The sequence below is a fragment of the Sphingomonas sp. PL20 genome, assembly GCF_017875905.1.
Lineage (GTDB): Bacteria > Pseudomonadota > Alphaproteobacteria > Sphingomonadales > Sphingomonadaceae > Sphingomonas > Sphingomonas echinoides.
The window spans coordinates 3468753-3490249 of sequence record NZ_JAGINH010000002.1 but is presented as its reverse complement, the minus strand read 5'-3'; the positions used below and the strand labels follow the sequence as shown (position 1 = coordinate 3490249).

17 protein-coding genes are annotated in these 21497 nt (G+C 62.1%); 11 read left to right on the top strand and 6 right to left on the bottom strand.

Annotated elements, in window-relative coordinates:
- Window positions 1-2 precede the first annotated feature (2 nt).
- Entirely contained in the window at window positions 3-617 is a 615-nt protein-coding gene (locus H4W01_RS16395) for a cytochrome b/b6 domain-containing protein (protein ID WP_209612456.1), read from the bottom strand.
- A gap of 80 nt (window positions 618-697) precedes the next feature.
- Complete coding sequence (locus tag H4W01_RS16390) at window positions 698-1258, bottom strand: fasciclin domain-containing protein (RefSeq protein WP_209612454.1); 561 nt, start codon at window positions 1256-1258, stop codon at window positions 698-700.
- Between the two features lie 507 nt (window positions 1259-1765).
- Between H4W01_RS16390 and H4W01_RS16385 the strand changes: the two genes are divergently transcribed.
- Window positions 1766-2089: a hypothetical protein gene (locus tag H4W01_RS16385; protein ID WP_209612452.1), complete on the top strand. Its 324-nt coding sequence runs from the start codon at window positions 1766-1768 to the stop codon at window positions 2087-2089.
- Between the two features lie 12 nt (window positions 2090-2101).
- Here the strand turns inward: H4W01_RS16385 and H4W01_RS16380 are convergent, their stop codons facing one another.
- On the bottom strand, window positions 2102-2725 hold the full coding sequence (locus tag H4W01_RS16380) for a TetR/AcrR family transcriptional regulator (protein ID WP_010404922.1): 624 nt from the start codon (window positions 2723-2725) through the stop codon (window positions 2102-2104).
- Window positions 2726-2765: 40 nt separating this feature from the next.
- Entirely contained in the window at window positions 2766-3410 is a 645-nt protein-coding gene (locus tag H4W01_RS16375) for an RNA polymerase sigma factor (RefSeq protein WP_209612449.1), read from the bottom strand.
- A gap of 224 nt (window positions 3411-3634) precedes the next feature.
- Here H4W01_RS16375 and H4W01_RS16370 point away from each other — a divergent pair, with 224 nt between their 5' ends.
- The 5 genes from H4W01_RS16370 (at window position 3635) to H4W01_RS16350 (ending at window position 12247) form a co-directional block, all read left to right on the top strand.
- Entirely contained in the window at window positions 3635-5869 is a 2235-nt protein-coding gene (locus H4W01_RS16370; RefSeq protein ID WP_209612447.1) for a TonB-dependent receptor, read from the top strand.
- Window positions 5870-6005: 136 nt separating this feature from the next.
- Window positions 6006-7025, top strand: coding sequence for a Ca2+-dependent phosphoinositide-specific phospholipase C (locus H4W01_RS16365; RefSeq protein WP_209612445.1), 1020 nt, complete (start codon window positions 6006-6008; stop codon window positions 7023-7025).
- 8 nt (window positions 7026-7033) lie between these two features.
- On the top strand, window positions 7034-8266 hold the full coding sequence (locus H4W01_RS16360) for a histidine-type phosphatase (protein WP_209612443.1): 1233 nt from the start codon (window positions 7034-7036) through the stop codon (window positions 8264-8266).
- Window positions 8267-8479: 213 nt separating this feature from the next.
- Window positions 8480-11251 carry a TonB-dependent receptor gene (locus H4W01_RS16355; RefSeq protein WP_209612441.1) on the top strand — a complete coding sequence of 924 codons (2772 nt, stop codon included), beginning with the start codon at window positions 8480-8482 and terminating at the stop codon, window positions 11249-11251.
- A gap of 354 nt (window positions 11252-11605) precedes the next feature.
- Window positions 11606-12247 carry a phage tail protein gene (locus tag H4W01_RS16350; RefSeq protein ID WP_010404914.1) on the top strand — a complete coding sequence of 214 codons (642 nt, stop codon included), beginning with the start codon at window positions 11606-11608 and terminating at the stop codon, window positions 12245-12247.
- Here H4W01_RS16350 and H4W01_RS16345 read toward each other — a convergent pair.
- On the bottom strand, window positions 12244-12534 hold the full coding sequence (locus tag H4W01_RS16345) for a DUF6916 family protein (protein ID WP_010404912.1): 291 nt from the start codon (window positions 12532-12534) through the stop codon (window positions 12244-12246). The genes H4W01_RS16350 and H4W01_RS16345 overlap by 4 nt on opposite strands.
- Window positions 12535-12636: 102 nt before the next feature.
- Here H4W01_RS16345 and H4W01_RS16340 point away from each other — a divergent pair, with 102 nt between their 5' ends.
- The 5 genes from H4W01_RS16340 (at window position 12637) to H4W01_RS16320 (ending at window position 18247) form a co-directional block, all read left to right on the top strand.
- On the top strand, window positions 12637-13179 hold the full coding sequence (locus tag H4W01_RS16340; protein WP_209612439.1) for a GNAT family N-acetyltransferase: 543 nt from the start codon (window positions 12637-12639) through the stop codon (window positions 13177-13179).
- Window positions 13180-13341: 162 nt separating this feature from the next.
- On the top strand, window positions 13342-13578 hold the full coding sequence (locus H4W01_RS16335) for a hypothetical protein (protein WP_154651302.1): 237 nt from the start codon (window positions 13342-13344) through the stop codon (window positions 13576-13578).
- 178 nt (window positions 13579-13756) lie between these two features.
- The gene (locus H4W01_RS16330; RefSeq protein ID WP_209612437.1) at window positions 13757-14428 is read left to right on the top strand and encodes a TetR/AcrR family transcriptional regulator; all 672 of its coding nucleotides are present in this window, start codon (window positions 13757-13759) and stop codon (window positions 14426-14428) included.
- Window positions 14429-14508: 80 nt separating this feature from the next.
- Complete coding sequence (locus H4W01_RS16325) at window positions 14509-17019, top strand: TonB-dependent receptor (RefSeq protein WP_209612435.1); 2511 nt, start codon at window positions 14509-14511, stop codon at window positions 17017-17019.
- A 64-nt stretch (window positions 17020-17083) separates the two neighbouring features.
- Entirely contained in the window at window positions 17084-18247 is a 1164-nt protein-coding gene (locus tag H4W01_RS16320) for a CehA/McbA family metallohydrolase (RefSeq protein ID WP_209612433.1), read from the top strand.
- A gap of 76 nt (window positions 18248-18323) precedes the next feature.
- Here H4W01_RS16320 and H4W01_RS16315 read toward each other — a convergent pair whose 3' ends face one another.
- On the bottom strand, window positions 18324-21443 hold the full coding sequence (locus H4W01_RS16315; RefSeq protein WP_209612430.1) for a TonB-dependent receptor: 3120 nt from the start codon (window positions 21441-21443) through the stop codon (window positions 18324-18326).
- Window positions 21444-21497 lie beyond the last annotated feature (54 nt).

Here is a 21497-nt window from a genome sequence, read left to right as displayed (position 1 = left end):
GCTTACGCCCCCCGGATCATCGCGAGCAGGCTGCGCGGTACCAGCAGCGACATCGCAACATGGACAAGCAAGAAGAGAACGATGCCGCTCATCGCCGCGAAATGGACGATACGGGCGACATCGAAATCGCCGAACAGCCAGGTCAGCCAGCCGAACTGCACCGGTTTCCAAATCGACAGGCCGCTCGCCACGACCAGCACGCCGAGTGCGATCACACCGGCATACAGCAGGCGCTGCACCCCGTTATAGACCGACAGATCGGCATGACCGAGCCGACCGCGCAGCGCGGCGAGACCGTCGATAACCGCATCGTGCAGGCTGATCGGGCGAAGTTTGCGCGCGAACCGGCCGCTTACGAAACCATAGACCAGGTACAGGATGCCGTTGACGAACAGCACCCACATCGCCGCGAAATGCCATTGCAACCCGCCGATCAACCCGCCGCCGAGCGTGATCGCATTGGGGAAGACGAACGGCGCGATTGGGTCCGCATTGTGGATCGCCCAGCCGCTCAGGATCATCACGATCATCGCAACCGCGTTGATCCAGTGGCACAGCCGCACGATCAGCGGGTGGATGGTCACGCGGCGTGGTCTGGCGAGGCTGCGCGCTGTCATGTCAGGATCCTGCGCCATCGAATGAAGAAAACTGGGGGGAAGCGCAGGAGGTTGGCCTCCCCCCAGGTCGGAGCAATGCCTTACGGGAGTAGCACTGCGTCGACGACGTGGATCACCCCATTGCTCTGGTTGACGTCGGCGATCGTGATCGTCGATGTGCCACCCTTGGAATCGGTGATCTGGAGACGGCGGCCCGCTATGGTGAAGGTCAGTTCCTCACCCTGGACCGTCTTGAACATTGCGCGGCCATTGCCGGCCTTGATCTTCGCGCGCAGCGCGGTGGCGGACAGCTTGCCCGGCAGCACGTGATAGGTGAGGACCGAGGTGAGCTGACCCTTGTTCTCGGGCTTCAGCAGCGTCGGAACGGTGGCGGCGGGCAGCTTGGCGAAGGCGGCGTTGGTGGGCGCGAACACCGTGAACGGACCCGGGCCCGACAGCGTCTCGACCAGACCGGCGGCCTTCACTGCGGCGACCAGCGTGGTGTGATCCTTCGAATTCACCGCATTCTGGATGATGTTCTTGTTGGCATACATTGGCGCACCGCCAACGGTGACCGGCGCGGGCATCGCCATTGCAGCGGTAGCGACGCCGGCAACGCTTGCCGTGGCAAGCATGATCGAAGCAAGAATGGTCTTGTTCATGAAAAAATCCTTCAATGTTGCAAGATGATGAAATGTTCAGGCAGTAAGTCTAAAGATGCAGAGGAGCGCACACGTCATCTGTGCGACCGGAGGAAGCAGGATCTTAGAAATCTGCCCGCCGATGCCCTTATTACGGCCGCGCACTGACCGTGGATGCACAGGCTTCGCAATTTTTTGGGCGGGTGTTGGCGGTAGCCGCGAAATTTTCGCGGGCATGCATCCAAACGCCCGAGGACTTCCGTAGAAAAAGCGTCAGCCATGTCGGCCTGACACTGCCGATCTGTCCCAACCCCGGGGATCGGCATTTGTGATCGGGGCGCATACCGGGCGGACGCAACCGCTTCCCCCGATACGGGAGCGTCCGGCGGTGTGTGCGTTTGTCCGGAATACGGGGAGCGATGCTCCCCGTATTTTCGTCCCCAGCTTCGGAAGCGTGATGTCTCCGCCGTCGCTGAACATCCTATTGCCGAGGTCGCTTCGAATTTTGTTGAAAATCACCAAATATAGATGGCGTATGGCGTGATGGAAAAGCAAAGCATGCCTGGCCATATGGCGATCCCGTCGTTCAGGAATGCGACGTCTCTTTTACCGGAACAGGCGCTGGCGCTGGATTTTGTTTTGGGGGTGTTGCGGGCACCTTTGCTCAACCAGGCAAAGGATCGGTTGATCGACGATGCTGTGTTTCGAGATCTTGTTGACGGTTACCGTGCCGTACTCGATTCGCTGGTCTCGCCCGCTGCGACGGCGCGAGAGGAGGCCGCGTCCGAGCTGCCATCGCCGGACGTATGGGCGGCGATCGAGGCGCGGCTTACCACGTCCGCGAACGGATGACCGGAGCCCTGCTCAAATATAGTCGGCGGGCAGATCCGGCTCGAGGCCGCGACGGATAGCGTTGATGGCGTTGACCACGCTGCCATGCACCGCATGCGCGTCATATCCGAGGTTGTAGCGCAGGAAGACGAAATTCTCGGTGCTCATCAGCGTCAGCATGGCCGACGCTACGTAATTGCGCATCGCATCGCTCAGTTCTGGATGTTCGTTGCTGAGCATCCGGTTCAGGTTTTGATAGCCAAGGTCGTACAGGGGCTTGCGCAGCTCGCGCCCGATTGCCGAGAGGTACGTCTCGCTGACAATCTGTCCATCCTGTTCCCAGGCGCGATACCGACCTTCCAACCACGCGAGCAGCTCGTCGATCGTTCGCGGAAGCTGGATTTCGGGCCCGCCGACCGCGCGTTCCAAATGCCATTTGATGAAGGCGCGGATCAGTTCGTCGCGCGTGCGGTAATGCCGGTAAACGGTCTGTTCGGTCACTTCGGCGACGCGTGCGACTTCGGCGATGCTCACCGCTGCGAGATCGGCATCGCGGATAACCGAGCCGACCGCTTCGAGGATGATGAGCGACGTCTGCTCTTTCAGGCGCGCGCGGAGCGGGCTTTGATACGGTGCCTTGGCGGCGTCGTTCGTCATTCTCTACCAAACCTGCCAGTATCGCGGTCGAAAGCACCGATCATGCTAGCGCCTTTTCCGCCGCATTTGCCACCCTTGCGTCCGGGGGGATGTCGGTGAGGGCGGCGTGCAAGCGGCGAAGGCCGCGCTGCACACGGGCCTTGGCGGTGGGGGTCGGCACGCCGTCCAGCTTGCCGACTTCGTCATGCGTCCAGCCATGGACGACGACGCGGCAGATCGACGCGCGTTGCTCGGGCGAAATCCGGGCCAGTGCCCGGTCAAGATCGATGCGGTCGGTGACCGGCTCCGGCGCGATGGGCAGGTCGGGAAGGGTGTCGGTGGTGGTCTGGTAGCGGGCGATCGTTCGATCGTGCCGAAGCCGGTCGATCGCCGCGTTGCGGAGTATGCGCAGGATCCACGTCGCGGCGCTGCCGCGCGCCGGATCGAACTGCGCGATATTGCGCCAGATCCGGACATAGGTTTCCTGGAGCACGTCTTCCGCCGTGTCGCGCGTCGAGAGGATCGACAAGGCTTTGGACAAGAGGCGCGGCGCGGTCATGTCATAGACCCGTTTGAAGGCGCGTTGGTCGCCGTGACGCACCCGCAAGAGCAAAAGCCCGAGCGGGTCGATGTCGGCTTGGCGTGATGCGCTGTCGCCATCGACAGGCGTATCTGCATCGTCGCGCGCGCTTACCTCGTCGAACATGTCTCAGCCTCCGCTTATGTGCGGCGGCACTACCCTGACCGTGTCGAACGACTCATCGGGGTGGTGATGCCAACTCCATGTTAGTATAACTAACATAAAGGAGGTGATCGTCAACCGATTTGTGGTGCCTCTTGGGGACGACATATGGCGAGCGCCGGTCGCGCCCTTTCGCACCCCCGAGGCCACCGTTATGATGCGTGGCGCGGGGGCGAGACTCAAAGCGAATGGCGGGCGGCACAAACACGCATAGATTGCTGCTGCTGGCGGGGGCGTGCCGCCTGTTCGCGGCCTGTGGCGCGACCGATGCCTTGGCGGCCGAGCGGCAGGACGACATCGTCGTGACGGCACGCAAACGCGACGAAAAGGCCGAGGATGTCCCGGTGGCGCTTACCAAGGTCACAGGGGAAACGCTCGATCGCCGCAGGCTTTACCAGATTGAGGACCTCAAACAGCTCTCTCCCAGCCTGAACATCAGCTATTTCAACCCGCGCGGAAACTACGTCTCGATCCGCGGTATCGGTCGCAATCCGGCGAGCGATGGACTGGAACCCGCTGTCGGGATTTTCGTCGATGGCGTATATCTCGGGCGGCCTGGCATGGCCGCCTATGATCTGGCGGACATCGACGCTGTCGAAATTCTGCGCGGACCCCAGGGCACCGTGTTCGGCAAGAACACGACGGCGGGGGCAATCGTGATCACCTCCAAAGCGCCGACCTTCACGCGCGAGGGCAGTGCCGACCTATCGGGGGGGACGAATGCCTATGGGCAGCTGCGCGGAACCGTATCAACCGGGCTGATCGACGATGTGCTCGCGGCGCGCGTGTCGGTGTACCACACCGGGCAACGCGGGTGGATAAACCGGATCGACAACCCCAGTCCGCTGAACGGCACCGATCGGACCGGGGCTCGCCTCCAGTTTCTGATCGAGCCGACCGCGCGCCTTCGCCTGCGCTTGATCGCGGACTATCATGAAGAGCAGGACAGCTGCTGCAGCCTGGTCGCGGGCTCGTTCGGGCCACCATCGGCGACCTATGTGGCGCGCGTGGTCGCTGCTGGCGGCAGTGCGGTGCTGGGTGGCGACGCCTATCGGACCAGCGTGAATGCCCCCACATTCGTGCGCGTTCACCAAGGCGGGATCACTGCCAACCTGGTTTATGATCTGGGCGCGGCCGAGGTTACCGCCATCACCGGGTATCGCGAATGGCATTATCGCGCGGGCTTTGACGGGGATCTGTCGAGCGCAGACGCCTATGCCAACGCCGCCGTGCCGACCGACGACTGGCAATTCAGCCAGGAGCTTCGCATCGCCAATCGGAGCGGCGGCAAGATCGATGTGACGGCGGGGGTGTATTATTTCCGGCAATCGCTGCAATCGGCGCTGCGTCTCGTCTTTGCCGGGAAAGCGGCGAATTTCCTGGGCAATACGGTCGCCCCGCCGCCCTTTCTCGCCGCCTTTAATGGCACCACCAGCTCGACCGAATCCGATCTGAACGCGCAAAGTGCCGCAGCGTTTGTGCAGGGCACATGGCACCTCGATCCCAAGCTCGCGCTGACGCTCGGTGTGCGCGGCACGTATGAGCGCAAATCCGGCGTGATCGATCGTTCGGCCAATGCCGCGCAGCCAGGCTATCATCAAGCGCTGGCGGTTGAGGAGGTCGATCCCTCGGGCACGCTCGCGCTTAGCTATGCCTGGTCTCCCGCCCTCCATCTGTATGCAAGCTATGCGCGCGGGACCAAGGCTGGCGGGATCAATCCGATTGTCGCGACGGCGCAGGACGATCAGATCGTGCGGCCCGAGCATGCCGACAGCTTCGAGCTTGGCCTGAAATCCACCGCGTTGCGTGGGCAGATCCATGTCGACCTTGCGCTCTTTTATACGCGCATCGGCGATTATCAGGCGACGCTGAACCGCTTGTTCGGGGCGATCCTGACGAATGTCGGGCGCGTGTCGACGCGGGGCGTGGAAGTGGAGGCGCGTTGGCGGGCAGCGCCGGCCTTCGACCTCTCCATGACGGCAGCGTATAATGATGCGCACTATGATAGCTATCGCACCGCCCCGTGCCCGCCCGAGGCGGCGGGCGCGACCGCTTGCGACTTGAGCGGTGCTCCGTTGGCGGATGCGCCCCGCTGGATCGTGAACGCATCGGCACAGTATAGCCGTCATGTGCGGGCGATCGGGCTGGCGTCGATCGGGTTCGACTATGGATACCGGTCATCCTATTTCGGCAATATCGACAACAGCCGTTATTCGCGGTTGGGAAATGTCGGCATCGCCAACGCGCAGCTCGGTTGGACGAGCGACCATTCCGGGACCACCGTGCAGCTGTGGGTCAAGAACCTGGCCGATATCCGTCGCCTTGAGAGCTACCCACTTGGCGGGGCGACCCTGTATGGGGCCTATTTCGGCACGATCGGCCAGCCACGGTCCGCCGGGCTGACGGTGCGCCAGCAGTTCTGACTGCGGCCGAGCCATGCGATGGCACGGCGTGTTTTTTAAAGGCACCTGTCATGGCGACGTCATTGCCGTGTGGTGACAGCGGTGGGGCTTATCCAAGCGCCCGCCGCCCGGTGGGAAGCTGTCAACGAGAAGGTGCATGATGGTGTTTAGACTCGTTGCCGCTTTGCTGGCGACGTTGTGCGCGATCGGATCGGTTGCCGCGCAGGCACCGGACCAGCGTCTCAACGCGATGCGCGTGCTCGGCTCGCACAATTCCTATCGCCCCGAATTGACCGAGCAGGCGTTGGCGGAGCAACGGCGCATCCTTGGTGTCGAATCCCCGGGCGTGGAATATGGCCATCCGCCGATTGCGCGGCAGCTCGATCTCGGGCTGCGCCAAGTCGAATTCGATCCGGTTGCGGACCCATTTGGCGGTCTGTTCGCCGCGCCTTATGTTGGCGATGCCGCCAGCTTTGCGGCGATGCGCCAGCCCGGTGCCAAGGTGTTGCACGTGCCGTTTGTCGACCGGCACAGCCTGTGCCTGACGCTCGACGCCTGTTTCGCTGAAGTCGCGGCGTGGTCACGGGCACATCCGGGGCACACGCCGATCACCGTGCTGGTCAATGCCAGCGACGGGCAGGGCGACAATCCGATCATGCCGCAGTTAATGCCCTTCGACGCAAAGGCTTTGGCGGCGATCGATGCCAGCGCGCGCGCGATTTTCGGGTCCGCCCGCCTGATCACGCCCGATCAGGTGCGCGGCCATTGGCCGACCTTGCGCGAGGCGGTGTTGCACGGCGGCTGGCCGGGGCTGACGGCGGCGCGGGGCAAGGTGCTGCTGGTGCTCGACACCAATGATCGCGTGCTCGACGTCTACCGGCATGGCCATGCCGCGTTGCGTGGCCGCGCGATGTTCGGCACCTATCCCGAAGGTGATGCGGAAGCCGCCATCCTCAACATACAAAATCCGGTTGCGGAGGAAGAGCGCATTCGTCGGGCGGTCGCGCAGGGCTTTATCGTGCGCACCCGCGCCGATTCCGACACGGTCGAGGCGCGGCGCGGGGATTATCGCCGGTTCCAGGCGGCGTTGCGGTCGGGCGCGCAGATCATCAGTACGGATTATTATCCGGGCGCGCCCGATCCGCTGCATCTCGGCTTTACGGTGCGGCTGCCATGATGCGCGGCATGACTCTGGCGATTGCCGCGCTTGCGCTTCTCTTGGGTGCAGGCGGCGCGGCCGTCGCGCGTGCCCGTCCGCAGTTCACTGTGGAAAAGGTGGTATTGCTCTACCGCCACGGCGTGCGCGCACCGTTGGATACGGAGGCAGCGATCGATGATCTTGCGCATGCCCCCATGCCGGCCTGGCCCGTCGCTCCAAGCATGCTCACCCCGCGCGGTGCGGAAGCGCTGCGGCTGATCGGGGCGTGGCGCAGACGGCAGTTCGTGCAAAGCGGGCTGTGGCGCGGGCAATGCCCGGGCCCGCGCGATCTGACGATCTGGACCAACACCGCCGCGCGCACCATCGCCAGCGGCGCGGCGCTCGCCAACGGCCTGGCACCGGGATGTGCCGTGCCGATCGGCCATCTCGCGGATGGGCAAACCGACCCGCTGTTCGAACCGCTGCATATCAGCCCGCTGCGCTTTGACGGTGCGGCCGCGCTCGCCTCGATCCAGGCCTATACCGGTGGCGTGGCCGCCATGACCGCGCGCCATATAGCTGGCTTGCGCGAGATTGCCCATGTCATCGGCTGCGACCAGGGTGCTGCGCCGTGCGATCTGGCGGGCGTGCCGGCCGAGGTTCGCGTCGCCGATGATGGCCGCGATATCGCGCTGACCGGGCCGATCCGCCGCTATTCCGGCACCGCCCAGATCTTGCTGCTCGAATATCTGGAGGGGATGCCGCTGTCGCACGTTGGCTGGGGGCGGACCAGTCCGGCCGCGGTTACACGGCTGGGCGCGCTCCATGCCGCGCTGTTCGATGTCTATGCGCGGCCGCCTTATATGGCGGCGCGGGTCGCGGGGCCGTTGGCGCTGCGGATCGCGGCGACCCTGCGCGATCCTGGCGCGGCCAAAGTGAGTATCTTCATGGGCCACGACACCAATGTCGCGGCGCTATCGGCCATGCTCGGCGTGCGCGTGGCGGCGCGCGGCTATGCTGCTGGGGATCCGCCACCGGGCGGTGCGCTCGGGATTGAGGTCCTGCGCGATCGGCGCGGGCGGCGCTGGGCCCGGCTCTTCTTCGAAGCCGCCGATCCGCAGCAAATCCGGCACCTCGTCCCATTCTCCGGCAAGGAGGCACCGGCGCATCAGATTTTGGTGCTGCCGTCCTGTCGTGGGATCCCTGCCGCCATCAAGCAGCGTGGTCTCTGCCCCTTGGCCGAAGTGACGCGGTTGATGGAACAAAACGCCGTCGGTTAGGGCACCGCCCGGACGCCGTTCGCAAACAGGCGACGTCATCCTTAAGAATGATTTATTTTGTAACGACACCGTAACGAATCTGACGCGGCGTTGCACCCGCGCTGACACACCCCCCTGTTAGGCGGCCCCGACCGATCGGCTTTGTACGTCGGTCGGACCAAAAATCATCCATTGGGGGTCGTTGTGAACCATTGTCGTTTTACGTTTAAATCCATGCTGATCGCATCGGTCTTCGCGATGCCGATCATGGCGCACGCGCAAAGCACCAAGCCGACCGATGCCGAGCCAGAGACGACGGGCACCAAGACCATCGTCGTCACGGGCAACCGCAAGGTTGCGCAGACCACAGCGCAGGAACAGGTGGCCTCGCCCAACGCGATCGCCGTGCTGTCGCCCGAGACGATCGAGCGCGCCCCCGATGTGAACATTGCCGAAGCCCTCGCGCGCTTGCCCGGCGTGTCCGTGTTCAACGGCGGCCAGGGCAACACCAACAGCGTGTTCGTCGATATCGCCGGTCGCGGCCAGGGCAATTACGTCTCGCTGCGCGGGATGGCGGCCGAATATAACATCAACCTGATCAATGGCGTCGAAGGCGCGCAGGGCATGCCGTTCAGCCGCCAGGTGCCGCTCAACCTGTTGCCACCCAGCGGCATGCACCGCGTGGTCGTCAACAAATCCTTCCTCGCCACCGAAGACGGCGGCGCGATTGGCGGCTCGATCGATTTCCGCACGCCGACTGCGGCGGATTTCGAGAATAGCTCGGCGCTCAACGTATCGGTGACCGGTCGCATCAACACGCGCGCGCGCGATTATGGCCAGAAGTCCGACGGTGAGACCGCCTCGCTGGAAGTCGCGCACGGCTTTGGGGAGTCGAAGGCCTTCACCATTTACGTCGGCGGTTATTATGACCGCTCCAACTTCACCAACACCATCATCGACGGTGTCTATCCGGCGGCGACCAACGGCCAATGGGCCTATGCCAGCCAGAATAAGGACGGCACCAGCGCCTCGGGTCTGTCGCCTGCGCAGAATCTCACTTCCACCGGGGTGAATGCCGGGTTCACCCAGGGCACCAACCAGCGCTACGGCGGCAGCCTCTCGCTCGATTGGACCCCAAGCGACACCCAAAGCTGGTATCTGCGCGGCACCTATGCCCAGAACGAGATCACGCAGAATTCCTATTATGCGCAGATTTACGGCGACAGCGTCGGCCAGACCCAGATCGGCACCAGCGGTGTCTATGCCCCCAGCATCGGGCAGATCCGGCCACGCTATTACTTTACCACTTCGCCCGAACAGGCGTTGCTGGCGACCGCGCAGTTCGGCGGCAAGCTGAAGCTCGGCAAGCTGACGCTGCAGCCCAATGTCTTCTTCAGCTATGGTGAATATAACGCGCCGGACCATGCGGAAATTTCGGCACGCAAGCCCAATAGCGGTGCGGCGCTCCCGTATAGTGGCTCGACCATGTTCACCTATCAGAACGGCATCCCGCTGCTGATCGGGTCGGCGGCGCAATATGCTTATATCAACGACATCGCCAATTATAACGCGCGTCGCTTCGGCGATCTATCGGCGGAATTCAGCCGCCAGAGCAAATATGGCGCGAAATTCGATGCTGATATTGATGTTGATGGCAATTTTCTGAAGACAATCAGCTTCGGTGCCAAATACCGCGATGCGTATCGCAAGCACACGTATAACGATTATTATACACCGCGCGTTTTCAATGCTGCAGGTGCCGAGGTGAACTGGACGACTCTGGGGATATTCGGGGGCAGCGTGCCATCGATCGTGCCGGGCGTATACAATTTCGCGGCCCCGCTGATCAGCCGCGCTGCGTATGACCAGGTATACAACAAGGCGATCCTCGCGACCTACGGCTCCTTCGCCGCCGCCGATGACAGTTGCAATGATCCCAATCCCGCGATCAAGAATGTCAACAACCAGAATTGCAACACACAAACCGGGCATGAGCGGATCACCTCGCTCTACGCTATGGGGACGTTCGAGACCGGTCACGCCGAAATCCTGGCGGGCCTGCGGTATGAGCATACCGGCATCACCAATACCTTCTGGGTGCTGCCGTTGCCCGCCAACGGCACGGAAGCTGTCGGCAATTTCGCGTCGAGCAAAACGACCTATGACAAGGTTTTGCCGAGCTTCGCGGTCAACTATCGGCCGAATGCGGGTAGCGTGTACCGTTTCTCGGTGTCGCGCTCCTATGTCGCGCCGTCGTTCTTCCAATTGGCTGGTGGCCAGCGCTACTCTCGCTCGGACGGTGGTGCGACGACCACAATTACGATGGGTAATCCTAATTTGAAGGCACTCGATTCCACCAATGTCGACGCGTCCGCCGAGTTCTCGAGCGCTAAAACGTCCGGCTCGATCAGCGCCTTTTACAAACACATCGACAACTTCACATATTCGCGAGTGAACAACTACACCAACGCCACTGGCGTCTCGGCAGGTAATTCCACCACCATTGTGCAACCGGTCAACGGTGGCGCAGGCGATGTCTACGGGCTGGAACTGGCGGCCTCGACCGTGCTGGATCCTGCGGCCAGCATTCCAGGCCACTTCATCCTGTCGGGGAACGTTACGCTGGAAGGATCGAGCGTCGATCCCAAGGGTGGCTTGTCGAGCAACGAACGTCTGCTCAACCAGCCGAACCTGACCGGCAACGCGCAATTGTCCTATGTGCTGGGCACGTTCCAGGCCGATCTGTCGTATCGCTATATCGGGTCCTATGTGTACCAATATGCGGTGATTGACGGGAAGAGCGACCTCGATGGCTGGGTGCGCGCCAACAGCCAGCTCGATCTGCACGTCGGCTATCGCTATGGCCGCGCCAAGCTCGAAGCTGCTTTGTCGAACCTGACCAATCAACGCAGCTACTATGCCACGATCGGGCGCAACAGCTCGACGATCGGGTCGATCGTGGACTCGGGCCGCACCGCGACGATGAAGGTTTCCTACCAGTTCTAACGTGAAAAGGGGTTCTACTGACGGACCCTAGCAGGAACGGGGCAAGTCGGCGGTCTTCTGGCCGATCGGCTTGCCCCGTATCCGCAATTGGCGCGGATGGATTTCCGCAGTGTAGCGCACTCTGCGCGTATAAAGCGCTTAATATTCATAGACTTTATGTGCGACATTACATGGTGCACCGCACCATGATACGCGATCTCCGTTCAAATTTTCGCGGTATGGCCCATTACACTTGCGTACACACCCGCCTTGGTCGCATTATTTGCAGGCCGCAGTGTATCGAGCGGATTCAAGTAGCGTCGCGTACCTTTGTTTCTTGTCCTGTATAATCTTAACAAAACAAGGAGAATCAGTATGTCCGACCCTTTTATCGGCCAGATCATGCAGGTCGGCTTCACCTATGCACCATTAGGTTGGCTGCAATGTGCTGGGCAGATTTTACCGATTTCGCAAAACCAAGCGCTGTTTGCGCTGCTCGGCACAAATTTCGGCGGTGACGGCGTCAACACCTATGGCATTCCAGATGTCCGCAGTCGCGTCATGGTCGGCACGGGCCAGGGGCCTGGCCTGTCCAACTATATTGTTGGGGAAACGACCGGTGACGAAAACAACGTGCTGACCCTCAGCAACCTGCCCCAGCACAACCACACGGCGGTGTTTCATGGAACAGCAGGGGCGACGACGGCATCGGGCACCCTCTCGGTCCTGACCGCAGCCACGACCACGCAAGTGACGAACGCTCCAGCTGCCGGAAGTCAGCTTAGCAACGGGTTCCCCAATAGCGGCCCGGGCGCGGTTAAAGTGTATGCGCCCGCCGGATCCGGCACGACCGCAGTCAATATCGGCGGGCTCACGGTGACGGGTGGTTCCTTCACCCCGCAGGGAACGGTCACCACGGGTTCAACGGGTAACAACTTCCCTGTGCCCAACATTCAGCCATCGATCGGCATCTTCACCATCATCGCGACTTCTGGCATTTGGCCGACGCGCCCTTAACAAAAGGTCGCCTGATACAGTCGGGGCTGTCCGGGCCTCGGCTGTAACTGGCTTATGGCAATGGGGTAGGGGCCGCCCTTGCCACAATCGAACTCATAGGTTTCATCGAGCAGATAGACGGTTTCGGGCGATTCGAAGATGAGCGTAAAGGGTTCGCGGAAGTGGTTGACCAAATGGCTTTTGCGGTCGATCTGCAGCAGCCGCACTTCAACGGGTTCAGGCACCGTCAACACTCGCACCGCTTTGCCCACCCAAGGCTCAAAATCCTCCGCCGCCGGCAGTTTCATTGTCTTTCCCCTATGCGTTGCTTTGTCGCCACTGCGATTGCCCCTGCAATGGTAAAGCCTGCAAAGACGGGCGCAACCATTCAAACGCGCATTGATCGCCCATTGCCGCGTTTTCCCGATCCGCGCGCCACGACGCCCGCGCTGACGCCGATGCTGGCGGCAGCGGGGGTACGGCTCCGGGCGGCGGGGCGTGACGATCTTGGCTTTCTCCGCGCGCTGCACCGCGCGATCAGCGCGCCCGATTTCGTGCTGGCGCCATGGGGCACCGAGGCGCGCGAGCGTATCATCCGCGAACAGTTCGACCTGCAGCATCGCCATTTTCTGAAAGCCTTCCCGCGCGGCGACTATTGGATCGTCGAGCGCGTGGAGGGCGATACGGTGGCACCGATCGGGCGCTATTATCTCGATCGTCACGGTCCCGTGTGGCGCGCGCTGGAGATGAGTTTTCTGCCGAACAAGCGCGGCTTTGGCGTGGCCTTGCTCCGTTGGACCAAGACCTTGCTCGCCGCAGCGGGCGGCCAGGGCTTTGATTTGCATGTCGCGCATTCCAACACCCGTGCGCGCGATTTGTACCTCAAGCTCGGTTTTCGCGACGTCGACCCGCCGCTCGATTTCCACCAGCGCATGCTGTGGCTGGCGGGTTGAGCGGACCGGGAAAGATGAGCGGCTATTGTTGCGGATGGCGTTGATAGAGCGCAATGTCTTGCTCTACGCATGCAGGCAGGGCCTAGGCGGCGTGGATAAGTTCAAAGATATAACCACATAACGGGCAGCCGCAGGATGGCGCCAGGCGGTCGAGAGGGCGATATGGATAAAGATATGGCTCGGATTTTGGCCAATGGTGGGACCGCTGCCTCCCGTGAATTGGTGCGGTTGTATGATATTTTGAAGCATAATCTGCCGGAAGATACCGATCTTCGGAAAGGCATAGCAGCGGCGCTCGCCGAAATAGGGCTGCTGGTTATTCAACCAGCGTTTGACGCTTGGCCGGAGTTGCAGGAAGAATTTGAGCTTCGGCTGAACAAGTATGGCGTAACCACCTGACCGACACCGTTGACGTCGGGCGATCCTGAAATGGAGGTCGCGCCCGCTGCTGATGCCCTCCGCACCCATGATCCGCGCGCGGTTGAATCTCGGGAAACGATAGCTATCAATATCGCATTGCCGTTACGGTGCGATCGTGAGAAGGTCGCAGGCGGGTGAGCGCGGCGGGAGAGATGGGTTGAGCAATCATCGCAAGCCGATGCAGGAGCGGTCGCGCAAGACGTATGAGCTCCTCCTCTCGGCCGCGGAATCGTTGCTGGAGGAAGTTGGCATCGAGCGGATTTCGAGCAACCTCATCGTCCAGCGCGCCAAGCTGACCTCCCCCGCTTTCTATCGATATTTCGATGACAAATATGCCGTGATCGAGGCGCTGGCGGAACGACTGATGCAGCGCCAGAACGAAGCCCTGACGCGCTGGATCGACCGCTATCGGGATGCGGGATACGATACGTTGGTCGACCATGTCGAAGATCTGGTTCGCGAAATGGACGCGATCACGGGGCAGCAGCCGGGCGCGATCTGGATCATGCGGGCGCTGCGCGCGGTGCCGAGCCTCGCGCATATCCGCCTCTCCTCGCATCATTTCGTCACCGATCTGATGACGGATGTGTACGCAACCTATCTCCCTGGCATCCCCCGCGAGCTGATCCACCGACGTACGCGGCTGGCGGTCGAGATCGCCTATTCGGTCGATGAAATGCTCAAGGAAGAGGCCGGTTCGCGGGAACACGTCTTTGAAGATCTGACCTATATTTTTCGCTCGCTTTATTATCACCCCGATTTGGGAAGGGTGCCCCCGACGCGCGGTGCCACCGAGGCGTCCGACCTCGCCGCGTCGATCCAGGCCTGACGGGACAATTCGCGACCTGTCATAAAAACGATACCAAAGACTATCATATGCGCGTCGACACGAATCATTCGGGGCGCACAATGATCCATTCCCTTGTTCATCGATCGGCGCTGGTCGCCACCTTGCTGGCTGGCACCGCGATCGCCACGCCAGCGCTGGCGCAGCACAACGCAACCGCCGATCAGGCCATGCCGACGCAGGAGGAACCGGATAAGACGCGTGTCGCCGATGGTGATGACATCGTCGTGACCGGTCGGGCGGGCACGTCGCGCCAGCGCAAGGTCGAGACGAGCTACGCAATCTCGACGATTTCGGACCAGGATCTGCGCATCCGCGCCCCGATCGGCGTTGCCGAGGCGCTCAAGCAAGTGCCCGGTTTCTATAGTGCGCCGACCTCGGGCGAAGTCGCCGGCGGCGTGCGCGTGCGCGGTATTCCGAGCGACGGCTATCAGACCGTCGCCTTGCTCGAGGACGGTATCCCGATCCAGGGCGATCCGGGTCTCGGCTGGCTCAACGGCGACCAGTCGCTGCGCATCGACCAGAGCGTCGAGCGGATCGAAGTGGTGCGCGGTGGGCCGTCGGCGATCTTCTATTCGAATGCGCCCGGCGCTGCGATCAACTTCATTACGCGAAAAGGTGGCGATACGCTCGAAGCGCTCGCGCGTTACGAAGCGGCGAGCTACAATTCGCACCGGGTCGACGGGTGGATCGGCGGCCCGATCGGCGCAACCGGGTGGCATTTCTTCGCCGGCGGCTATTACCGGGCGTCGGATGGTCCGCACAATTCGGGCTACACGCAGGACCGTGGCGGGCAGTTCCGCGTCAACCTGTCCAAAGAGTTTGAGCGCGGTGGAATCAGCTTCGGCGTCAAGCGGATCGACGAGCGCGTCGGCTATTGGGGCGGCGGCATCTATCAGGCCAATGTCGACGGCACGCCGAGCAATGTCGTGGGCCTCGACAATAAGGTCGACAATGTCGTCGGCCCCGACACGCGCTATTTCAATTTCCTGACGCCGAACGGTACGGTCAAGTTCGACAATGGCATTGGCAGCAGCGTCAAGCTGACCCAGCTGAGCTTCCAGGCGCATTACGACATTGCCGACAGCTTCAAGGTCGAGGAGAATGTCCGCTATCGCACGAGCTGGACGCAGCGGAACAGCATCACGCCTTACTCGGTCGCCGCGTCGGCAAGCGCGTTGGTAACCGGTGCCTTCGGCAAGCCCCCGGCGGGCACCAGCTATGCGCTGGTGTATCGCGACAGCGGCGCGGCGTTCGACCTTGCCAAGCAGAACGGCAACGGCCTGGCGTTGATCGATCTCGCGCGGACGCACACCGTGCCGCTTGACGAATTTATCACCGACACCCGTCTGGTCGGCAAGGTTGATCTGTTCGGCACACACAACCTGGCGTTCGGCGTCTATTATGCGCGCGAGCAGGAAGATTATAACGCGCTCAGCGCCGCCGTGCTGACCGACGTCAAACCGCATGCCGAAGTGCTCGATGCCTATCTCGTCGATGCGAAGGGCAACAAGCTGTTCAAGATCAGCGACAATGGCGTCATCCAATATGGTGCCGAATATGCCAATGCGAGCGGCAGTTCGGACAATATCGCCGCCTATGCCAGCGACGAATGGCAGCTGACGAGCAAGTTTCGGCTCGAGGGCGGCGTGCGTTACGAGCAGATCAAGACGCGCGGGCAGGTCGAAGGCACCAAGAAGGTCAATCTCGGCCAAAGCCCGACCAGCGCCGATGACTCGGTCGGCGTCGGCACCGGCGTGTTCACGCCGTTTTCGCGGAAATACGATCATGTCGGCTGGACCGCCGCCGCCAATTATCAGGTCCGTTCGTTCTTCGGGGTGTTCGCCCGCTATACAGACACGTTCCGGCTACCGGCGGTGTCGAGCTTCATCACCAACGCCAATGCGACCCCCGTCGTGCAGACGCTCAACATGCTTGAGGGCGGGGTGAAATATTCGCGCGGTAAGGTCGATCTCTACGCGACCGCCTTCCGCACCGTGTATAACAGCTACGCGATCAGCGATTATCAGAAGCTCGCCAATGGTCTGCTGTCGCCGGTCACGGTCTATGGCGATACCAAGACCACCGGCACCGAGATCGAGGGGACGTGGCGGCCGACCGACTGGTTCGATTTGCACGCCTCCTGGACGTGGCAGGACAATCGCTTCAGCAAGTTCGTCTATACCAACAGCGCCGGTGTGCTGACCGATTATTCGCACCACAAGGTCAACGGCGTGCCCGACAATACCTTCCGCATCACCCCCGGTTTGACGCTGTTCGACCGCAAGGTGCGGCTCCAGTCGGACGTCAATTATGTTGGCGCTCTCTATACCGATGTCGCCAACCAGATCCGGCTGCCATCCTATTGGTCGGTCGATTTCGACGCGCAATTCCAGATCACGCCCAAGCTGCAATTCGGGCTGATCGTCGCCAACGTCACCAATGCGTTCGGTCTGGTCAACGGCAACCCGCGCGCGGGGACGATCGACAACAGCCAGGCCGGGCAGCCGGTCTATATCGGTAGCTCGCTCTACCAACGGAACTATCGCGGGTCGCTGACCTACCGCTTCTGAGGCGGGTGCGCGGCGTGACGCCCTCACGCTGCGCGCCGCTTTCGCTTTTCGAAAGGATCCTGCCGTGCGTGTTGGTCTCACCCTGCTGGCGCTTGTCGTAGCGCAGACGCCGTTGCTGGCCGCTCCCGGCGATCCCCCGCGCATTCCGCCGGTTGCCAGCCTGACCGATGGCCAGTGGCTCAAGGGCGATCTCCACCTGCACTCGCGTCACAGCCAGGATTCCACCAACAATCCCGAAGCGAAGATCATAAAATTCGCCGAGGATACGGGGTTCGACTATCTCGCGATCACCGATCACGACAATCACGTCGCCGGTGACGTAGCGCACCACACCTGGAGCGACCCCGAATTCAAATCCAAGTCGGTAATCCTGCTCTACGCCGCAGAATGGACGACCGAGCGCGGCCATGGCAACGTCTTCTCGGCCAAGCCGTACGACCATCAGCGCCTGTACGACGTGCGCGATGCGCGCGACGCGAAGATCCTCGCGGTCAAGAAAGCGCTCGGCATCCACCTTTCGGGCAACCATCCCGCCGGCAAGGACCATTGGGGCTTCAGCTTCGACATGCTCGATTCGCTCGAAGTGTGGAATTCGGCGATCTGGCCCAACAATGCCGCCGCCATCATGATCTGGGATGACATGCTCAAATCGGGGCGCAAGCTGACCGGGCGGGGTGGTAGTGACTCGCATCACGGCACGCCCGACACGCCCGAGCAGAAAACGTCCCACACGGGCGAGCGCAGCGCCAATTATGTCGGCACGCCAACCACCTGGGTGTTCGCGAAAACGCACAATGCCAAGGGCGTGGTCGACGCGCTGACCAACGGACGCGTGTCGATCAGCGCCAATCCCTATGACCCGCGCGTCGAGCTGCGCGCCGATCTCGACGGGGACGGGCGTATGGACATGATGATGGGCGACAATGCGCGCCCGACCGGCAAACCGGTCACGTTCCAGGTGCGTCTGGTCGGCGGTGGCGTGGCCGGTGCGGTCTATCACGTTCGCGTGATCAAGAATGGCGATCCGCTCGGCACCTATGACACCGACCCGGCGAGCAACGCCGTAAGCTTCGCCGACACGCCCGCCGCAAAGGGGCGCAGCTATTACCGGGTCGAGGTGGAAGGCCCGCAAACCCCCTATCCGCAAGTGCCGGTTTCGACGGTGCTGAGCGGCAAGATGATCGCGCTGTCGAACCCGATCTATTTCAACTTCGATCCCGACTTCTGACGCGGCGCAGCTTTTACCCGCCCGAAAAAAAAGGCGGGAGCGGCCGTGCCGCTCCCGCCGAGGTCCCGAGGAGGGATTAGAAAGTCCCGCGCAACCCGACCAGAACCTGTCGACCCGGCTTATACTGGGTGAAGGTGTCGTTGCTGAACTGGAAATAGGATTTCAACGTCGCATCGGTGAAGTTCGCGACGTTTACCGTCAGTTGCGGTAGATTCTTGATGCCAAAGATCTTGTCGAGATCAAATGCTGACGAGAAATCGTACGACGTATAGTCATTGTTGAACAACGCCGCAGCCGGGATGCCGTTCTGCGCGGCACCGCTGCTTTGCGAACCACGGCGGGACGTCGTCGAGACGCGCAACATCACGCCATGCTTCTCGTAATAGCCCGTGATATTGTAGGTGAAGGGGGCGACGCCATAAGCGATCGCGGCGCCCTTGCTCGTCTGGTCGACGATCGTCGCATTGGCGTTGAAGCCGAAGCCGGTCACGCCAATGTGCTTGGTCAGGAAATCGAGCGGCTGGACCCACTGGAATTCCAGGCCGTTGATCGTCAATTTGTCGGGCACGTTGGTCTGCGACGTAAGCTGGACCTGCGCCTGGGTTGGGCCGCCGCGCGAATTGAGCGCGATTTGCTGCGTCGGGTTCAGCGTGTCGTAGGTGATGCCGTATTGCGCCAGGAAGCTGAACGGCACCGTCGTGATATTGGTGGTGGTGAAGCCGGTGATCGACTTGCGGAAGGCGTTGACGCTGATCACCCCTTCACGACCGGTATAATATTCGAAGCCGAGATCGAGATTGGTCGACAGATAGGGTTTGAGCGCGGGATTGCCGATCGTTGCCTGGTCGGCCGAGGGTGCGCCGAAGTTGACGCCGGGCAGCTGCGCCGAGGGGTCGGGCCGGGTCATGGTGCGCGACCCCGCGACGCGGACGACGGCATGCGCGCCAATGTCGTAGGCGAAGGTCGCGGCGGGCAGCCAGTTGCGATATTCGTTGCGCGTGGTCACGCTCGTCGAGATGTTCGGATACCGGCTGCCATCGGGCAGCGAAGCACCGCCGGCCAGCGTGTTGCGCGGATCCGGCAGCGACACCGTCCCCGTGATCGTCTGGATCGTGTCGACGAAACGCAGACCGGCATTAAAGCGCAGCGTGTTGCCGCCAAGCTCCTGCGAACCATTCAGCGTCGCGAAGGCCGACTTCACAACCTCGCGGATATAGCCGCCACTCGCGCCGGTGTTGGCCGCGCCGACGGTGGGTTCGTTGTCGTGGAACGACTGATAGTTGGTCGCATTGGCGAATTTCGGGAAGTCCACCGTGACGAAACCGGCCGGTCCCGGGATCAGATAGCTCGGGAAGGCGGCATTGGGCACGAGTGAGCCGCCATAAGTGACCGGGCCGGACAAACCGGCAGTCGAGCCGGTGCCATAGCCGGGATAGGTCGGGTAACCGGCGGGTGCCGCGCCGGGTGCGTTCAGTCCGACGCACGACGGCTGTGTGTTCGGCGACGGGACGAAGACGCTCGGGTTATTGCCGCAGACCGCATTCTGCCACGCCTGGCTGTTGTCGAAGCCCTGGATCAGGCGGGATACGTCGTCAAAGGCACCGCCGACCTTGAGGTTCAGCTTGGGGCCGCCCCAGGTCAGATCGGCGCGTGCGCCCTTGGTCTTGTTGATGCGCCGCTCGTCGGAGATGTTGACGCGGGATCCCGCGTTCCAGCCGAAGTTCGCCGGGTTGTTGAGATCGATATTCGGCGTGATCACCGGGCCGTTATCGGTGTTGGCGTAGGTCACCGTCGTGCCCACGCCGAGCGCGGTGGTCGCGCCGACCGTCGGGCTTTCGCGGTGGAAGGTCGAGCGCGAGTAATTGCCCTGCGCCGTCAGCTTGAGCGTGTCCGAGATTTCCCATTCGCCGCCCGGATTGACGCTGAACAGCTTGGTCGTCTCAATATAGGGGCGGAATTCGTCGAAGAACTGGGCATTGGCAAAGGTGCCGCCGGTGACCGAGCAGCCCGCGCTGCAATCGCTCTTGTCGAAGGTTTCGTTGAGCGGAATGATGGCGCTATTGCGCACGATCCACGCCATATCCTCGCGGATCAGATTGTTATGCTTATAGCCGTACAGGCTATCGACATAGAAATGCAGCGTGTCGCTCGGACGCCATTCCACGCTGACGATCGCGTTGACACGGTCGCGCGTGCCCCGCTCGTCCGACGTACGCCCAAGCCGCGGAAGCAGTGCATTGTCGATCTGCTGGATCGTCGCACCGGGATTGTGGGCGAGCAGGAACGCCTGATCGATCACAGTTCCTGCTACGAGTCCGCCACCCGCGCCGACTGGCACGACGGCGGGGATCGTCCAGTTGCCGCCGCCGGTGCTGTTACAGCCGGTTGCGGCACCGCATTGCGCGGCGGTCAGTGCTGGATTGGTATAGCCGATCGTCTCGAAACCGCGCGTATCGGTGAAAGAGCGCTGGCCAGACACGCCCGCCAGGATGCCGATCGTGTCATTGTGCCAGCTGCCGATCAGCGACCCACGGATGCCGAGGCGGTCCGCGTCTCCTTGCTTCGACCCTTGGACATTATACGCCAGGTAATTCTTGGCGCGGTCGAAAGGCCGGGCTGAGCGCAGATCGACGTTACCGGCAGCGCCGCCTTCGAGCAGATCGGCGGTATAGCTCTTGTTGACGGTCAGCTTGGTGAAGAGATCGGTCGGGAAAAAGCTGAGGTCGACCGAGCGATCGGTGCCCTGCGCGTCGGTTGCACCCGAAGAGGCGACTGCGATCGGCGCGCCGTTCAGCGTGACATTGGTGAAGTTGGAGCCAAGCCCACGGATCGCGACGTTGGTGCCCTCACCGGTAATGTCGCGCGTAATGGTCACGCCGGAGATGCGATTGAACGATTCGGCGATGTTGGTGTCGGGGAACTTGCCGATATCCTCGGCAAAGATTGCATCGGTGAAGCCGGTCGACGCGCGCTTGGCATTCGTCGAAAGCGCCAGGCTGTTGCGATAGCCGGTCACCACGATGTCCTCGGCGGACGCCGTATCCGGCAAGGTCTCTTGCGGGGAAGCCTGCTCGCCAGTGCGCGGCGGAACGGGCGTGGACTGTGCGAACGCGCCCTGGGCGCAAAGGCCGGAAAGAATGGTCGCTCCAAGAAGCGCGCCCCGTGTCAGGCGTGCGGCACCGGCGAGAAAGCTCATGTCAGATCCCCTTCCTAATTTTGCACGCGCCACGTTCTCCAGCGCTATGATTGC

Excerpts from the sequence above, each read along its gene's own strand:
- H4W01_RS16345 (WP_010404912.1), bottom strand. The coding sequence starts at position 12,534 with ATGAAACTGCCGGCGGCGGAGGATTTTGAGCCTTGGGTGGGCAAAGCG.
- H4W01_RS16325 (WP_209612435.1), top strand. The coding sequence starts at position 14,509 with ATGATCCATTCCCTTGTTCATCGATCGGCGCTGGTCGCCACCTTGCTG.
- H4W01_RS16370 (WP_209612447.1), top strand. The coding sequence starts at position 3,635 with ATGGCGGGCGGCACAAACACGCATAGATTGCTGCTGCTGGCGGGGGCG.
- H4W01_RS16380 (WP_010404922.1), bottom strand. The coding sequence starts at position 2,725 with ATGACGAACGACGCCGCCAAGGCACCGTATCAAAGCCCGCTCCGCGCG.
- H4W01_RS16355 (WP_209612441.1), top strand. The coding sequence starts at position 8,480 with ATGCTGATCGCATCGGTCTTCGCGATGCCGATCATGGCGCACGCGCAA.
- H4W01_RS16395 (WP_209612456.1), bottom strand. The coding sequence starts at position 617 with ATGACAGCGCGCAGCCTCGCCAGACCACGCCGCGTGACCATCCACCCG.
- H4W01_RS16360 (WP_209612443.1), top strand. The coding sequence starts at position 7,034 with ATGACTCTGGCGATTGCCGCGCTTGCGCTTCTCTTGGGTGCAGGCGGC.
- H4W01_RS16350 (WP_010404914.1), top strand. The coding sequence starts at position 11,606 with ATGTCCGACCCTTTTATCGGCCAGATCATGCAGGTCGGCTTCACCTAT.
- H4W01_RS16385 (WP_209612452.1), top strand. The coding sequence starts at position 1,766 with ATGGCGTATGGCGTGATGGAAAAGCAAAGCATGCCTGGCCATATGGCG.
- H4W01_RS16390 (WP_209612454.1), bottom strand. The coding sequence starts at position 1,258 with ATGAACAAGACCATTCTTGCTTCGATCATGCTTGCCACGGCAAGCGTT.
- H4W01_RS16375 (WP_209612449.1), bottom strand. The coding sequence starts at position 3,410 with ATGTTCGACGAGGTAAGCGCGCGCGACGATGCAGATACGCCTGTCGAT.
- H4W01_RS16365 (WP_209612445.1), top strand. The coding sequence starts at position 6,006 with ATGATGGTGTTTAGACTCGTTGCCGCTTTGCTGGCGACGTTGTGCGCG.
- H4W01_RS16335 (WP_154651302.1), top strand. The coding sequence starts at position 13,342 with ATGGATAAAGATATGGCTCGGATTTTGGCCAATGGTGGGACCGCTGCC.
- H4W01_RS16315 (WP_209612430.1), bottom strand. The coding sequence starts at position 21,443 with ATGAGCTTTCTCGCCGGTGCCGCACGCCTGACACGGGGCGCGCTTCTT.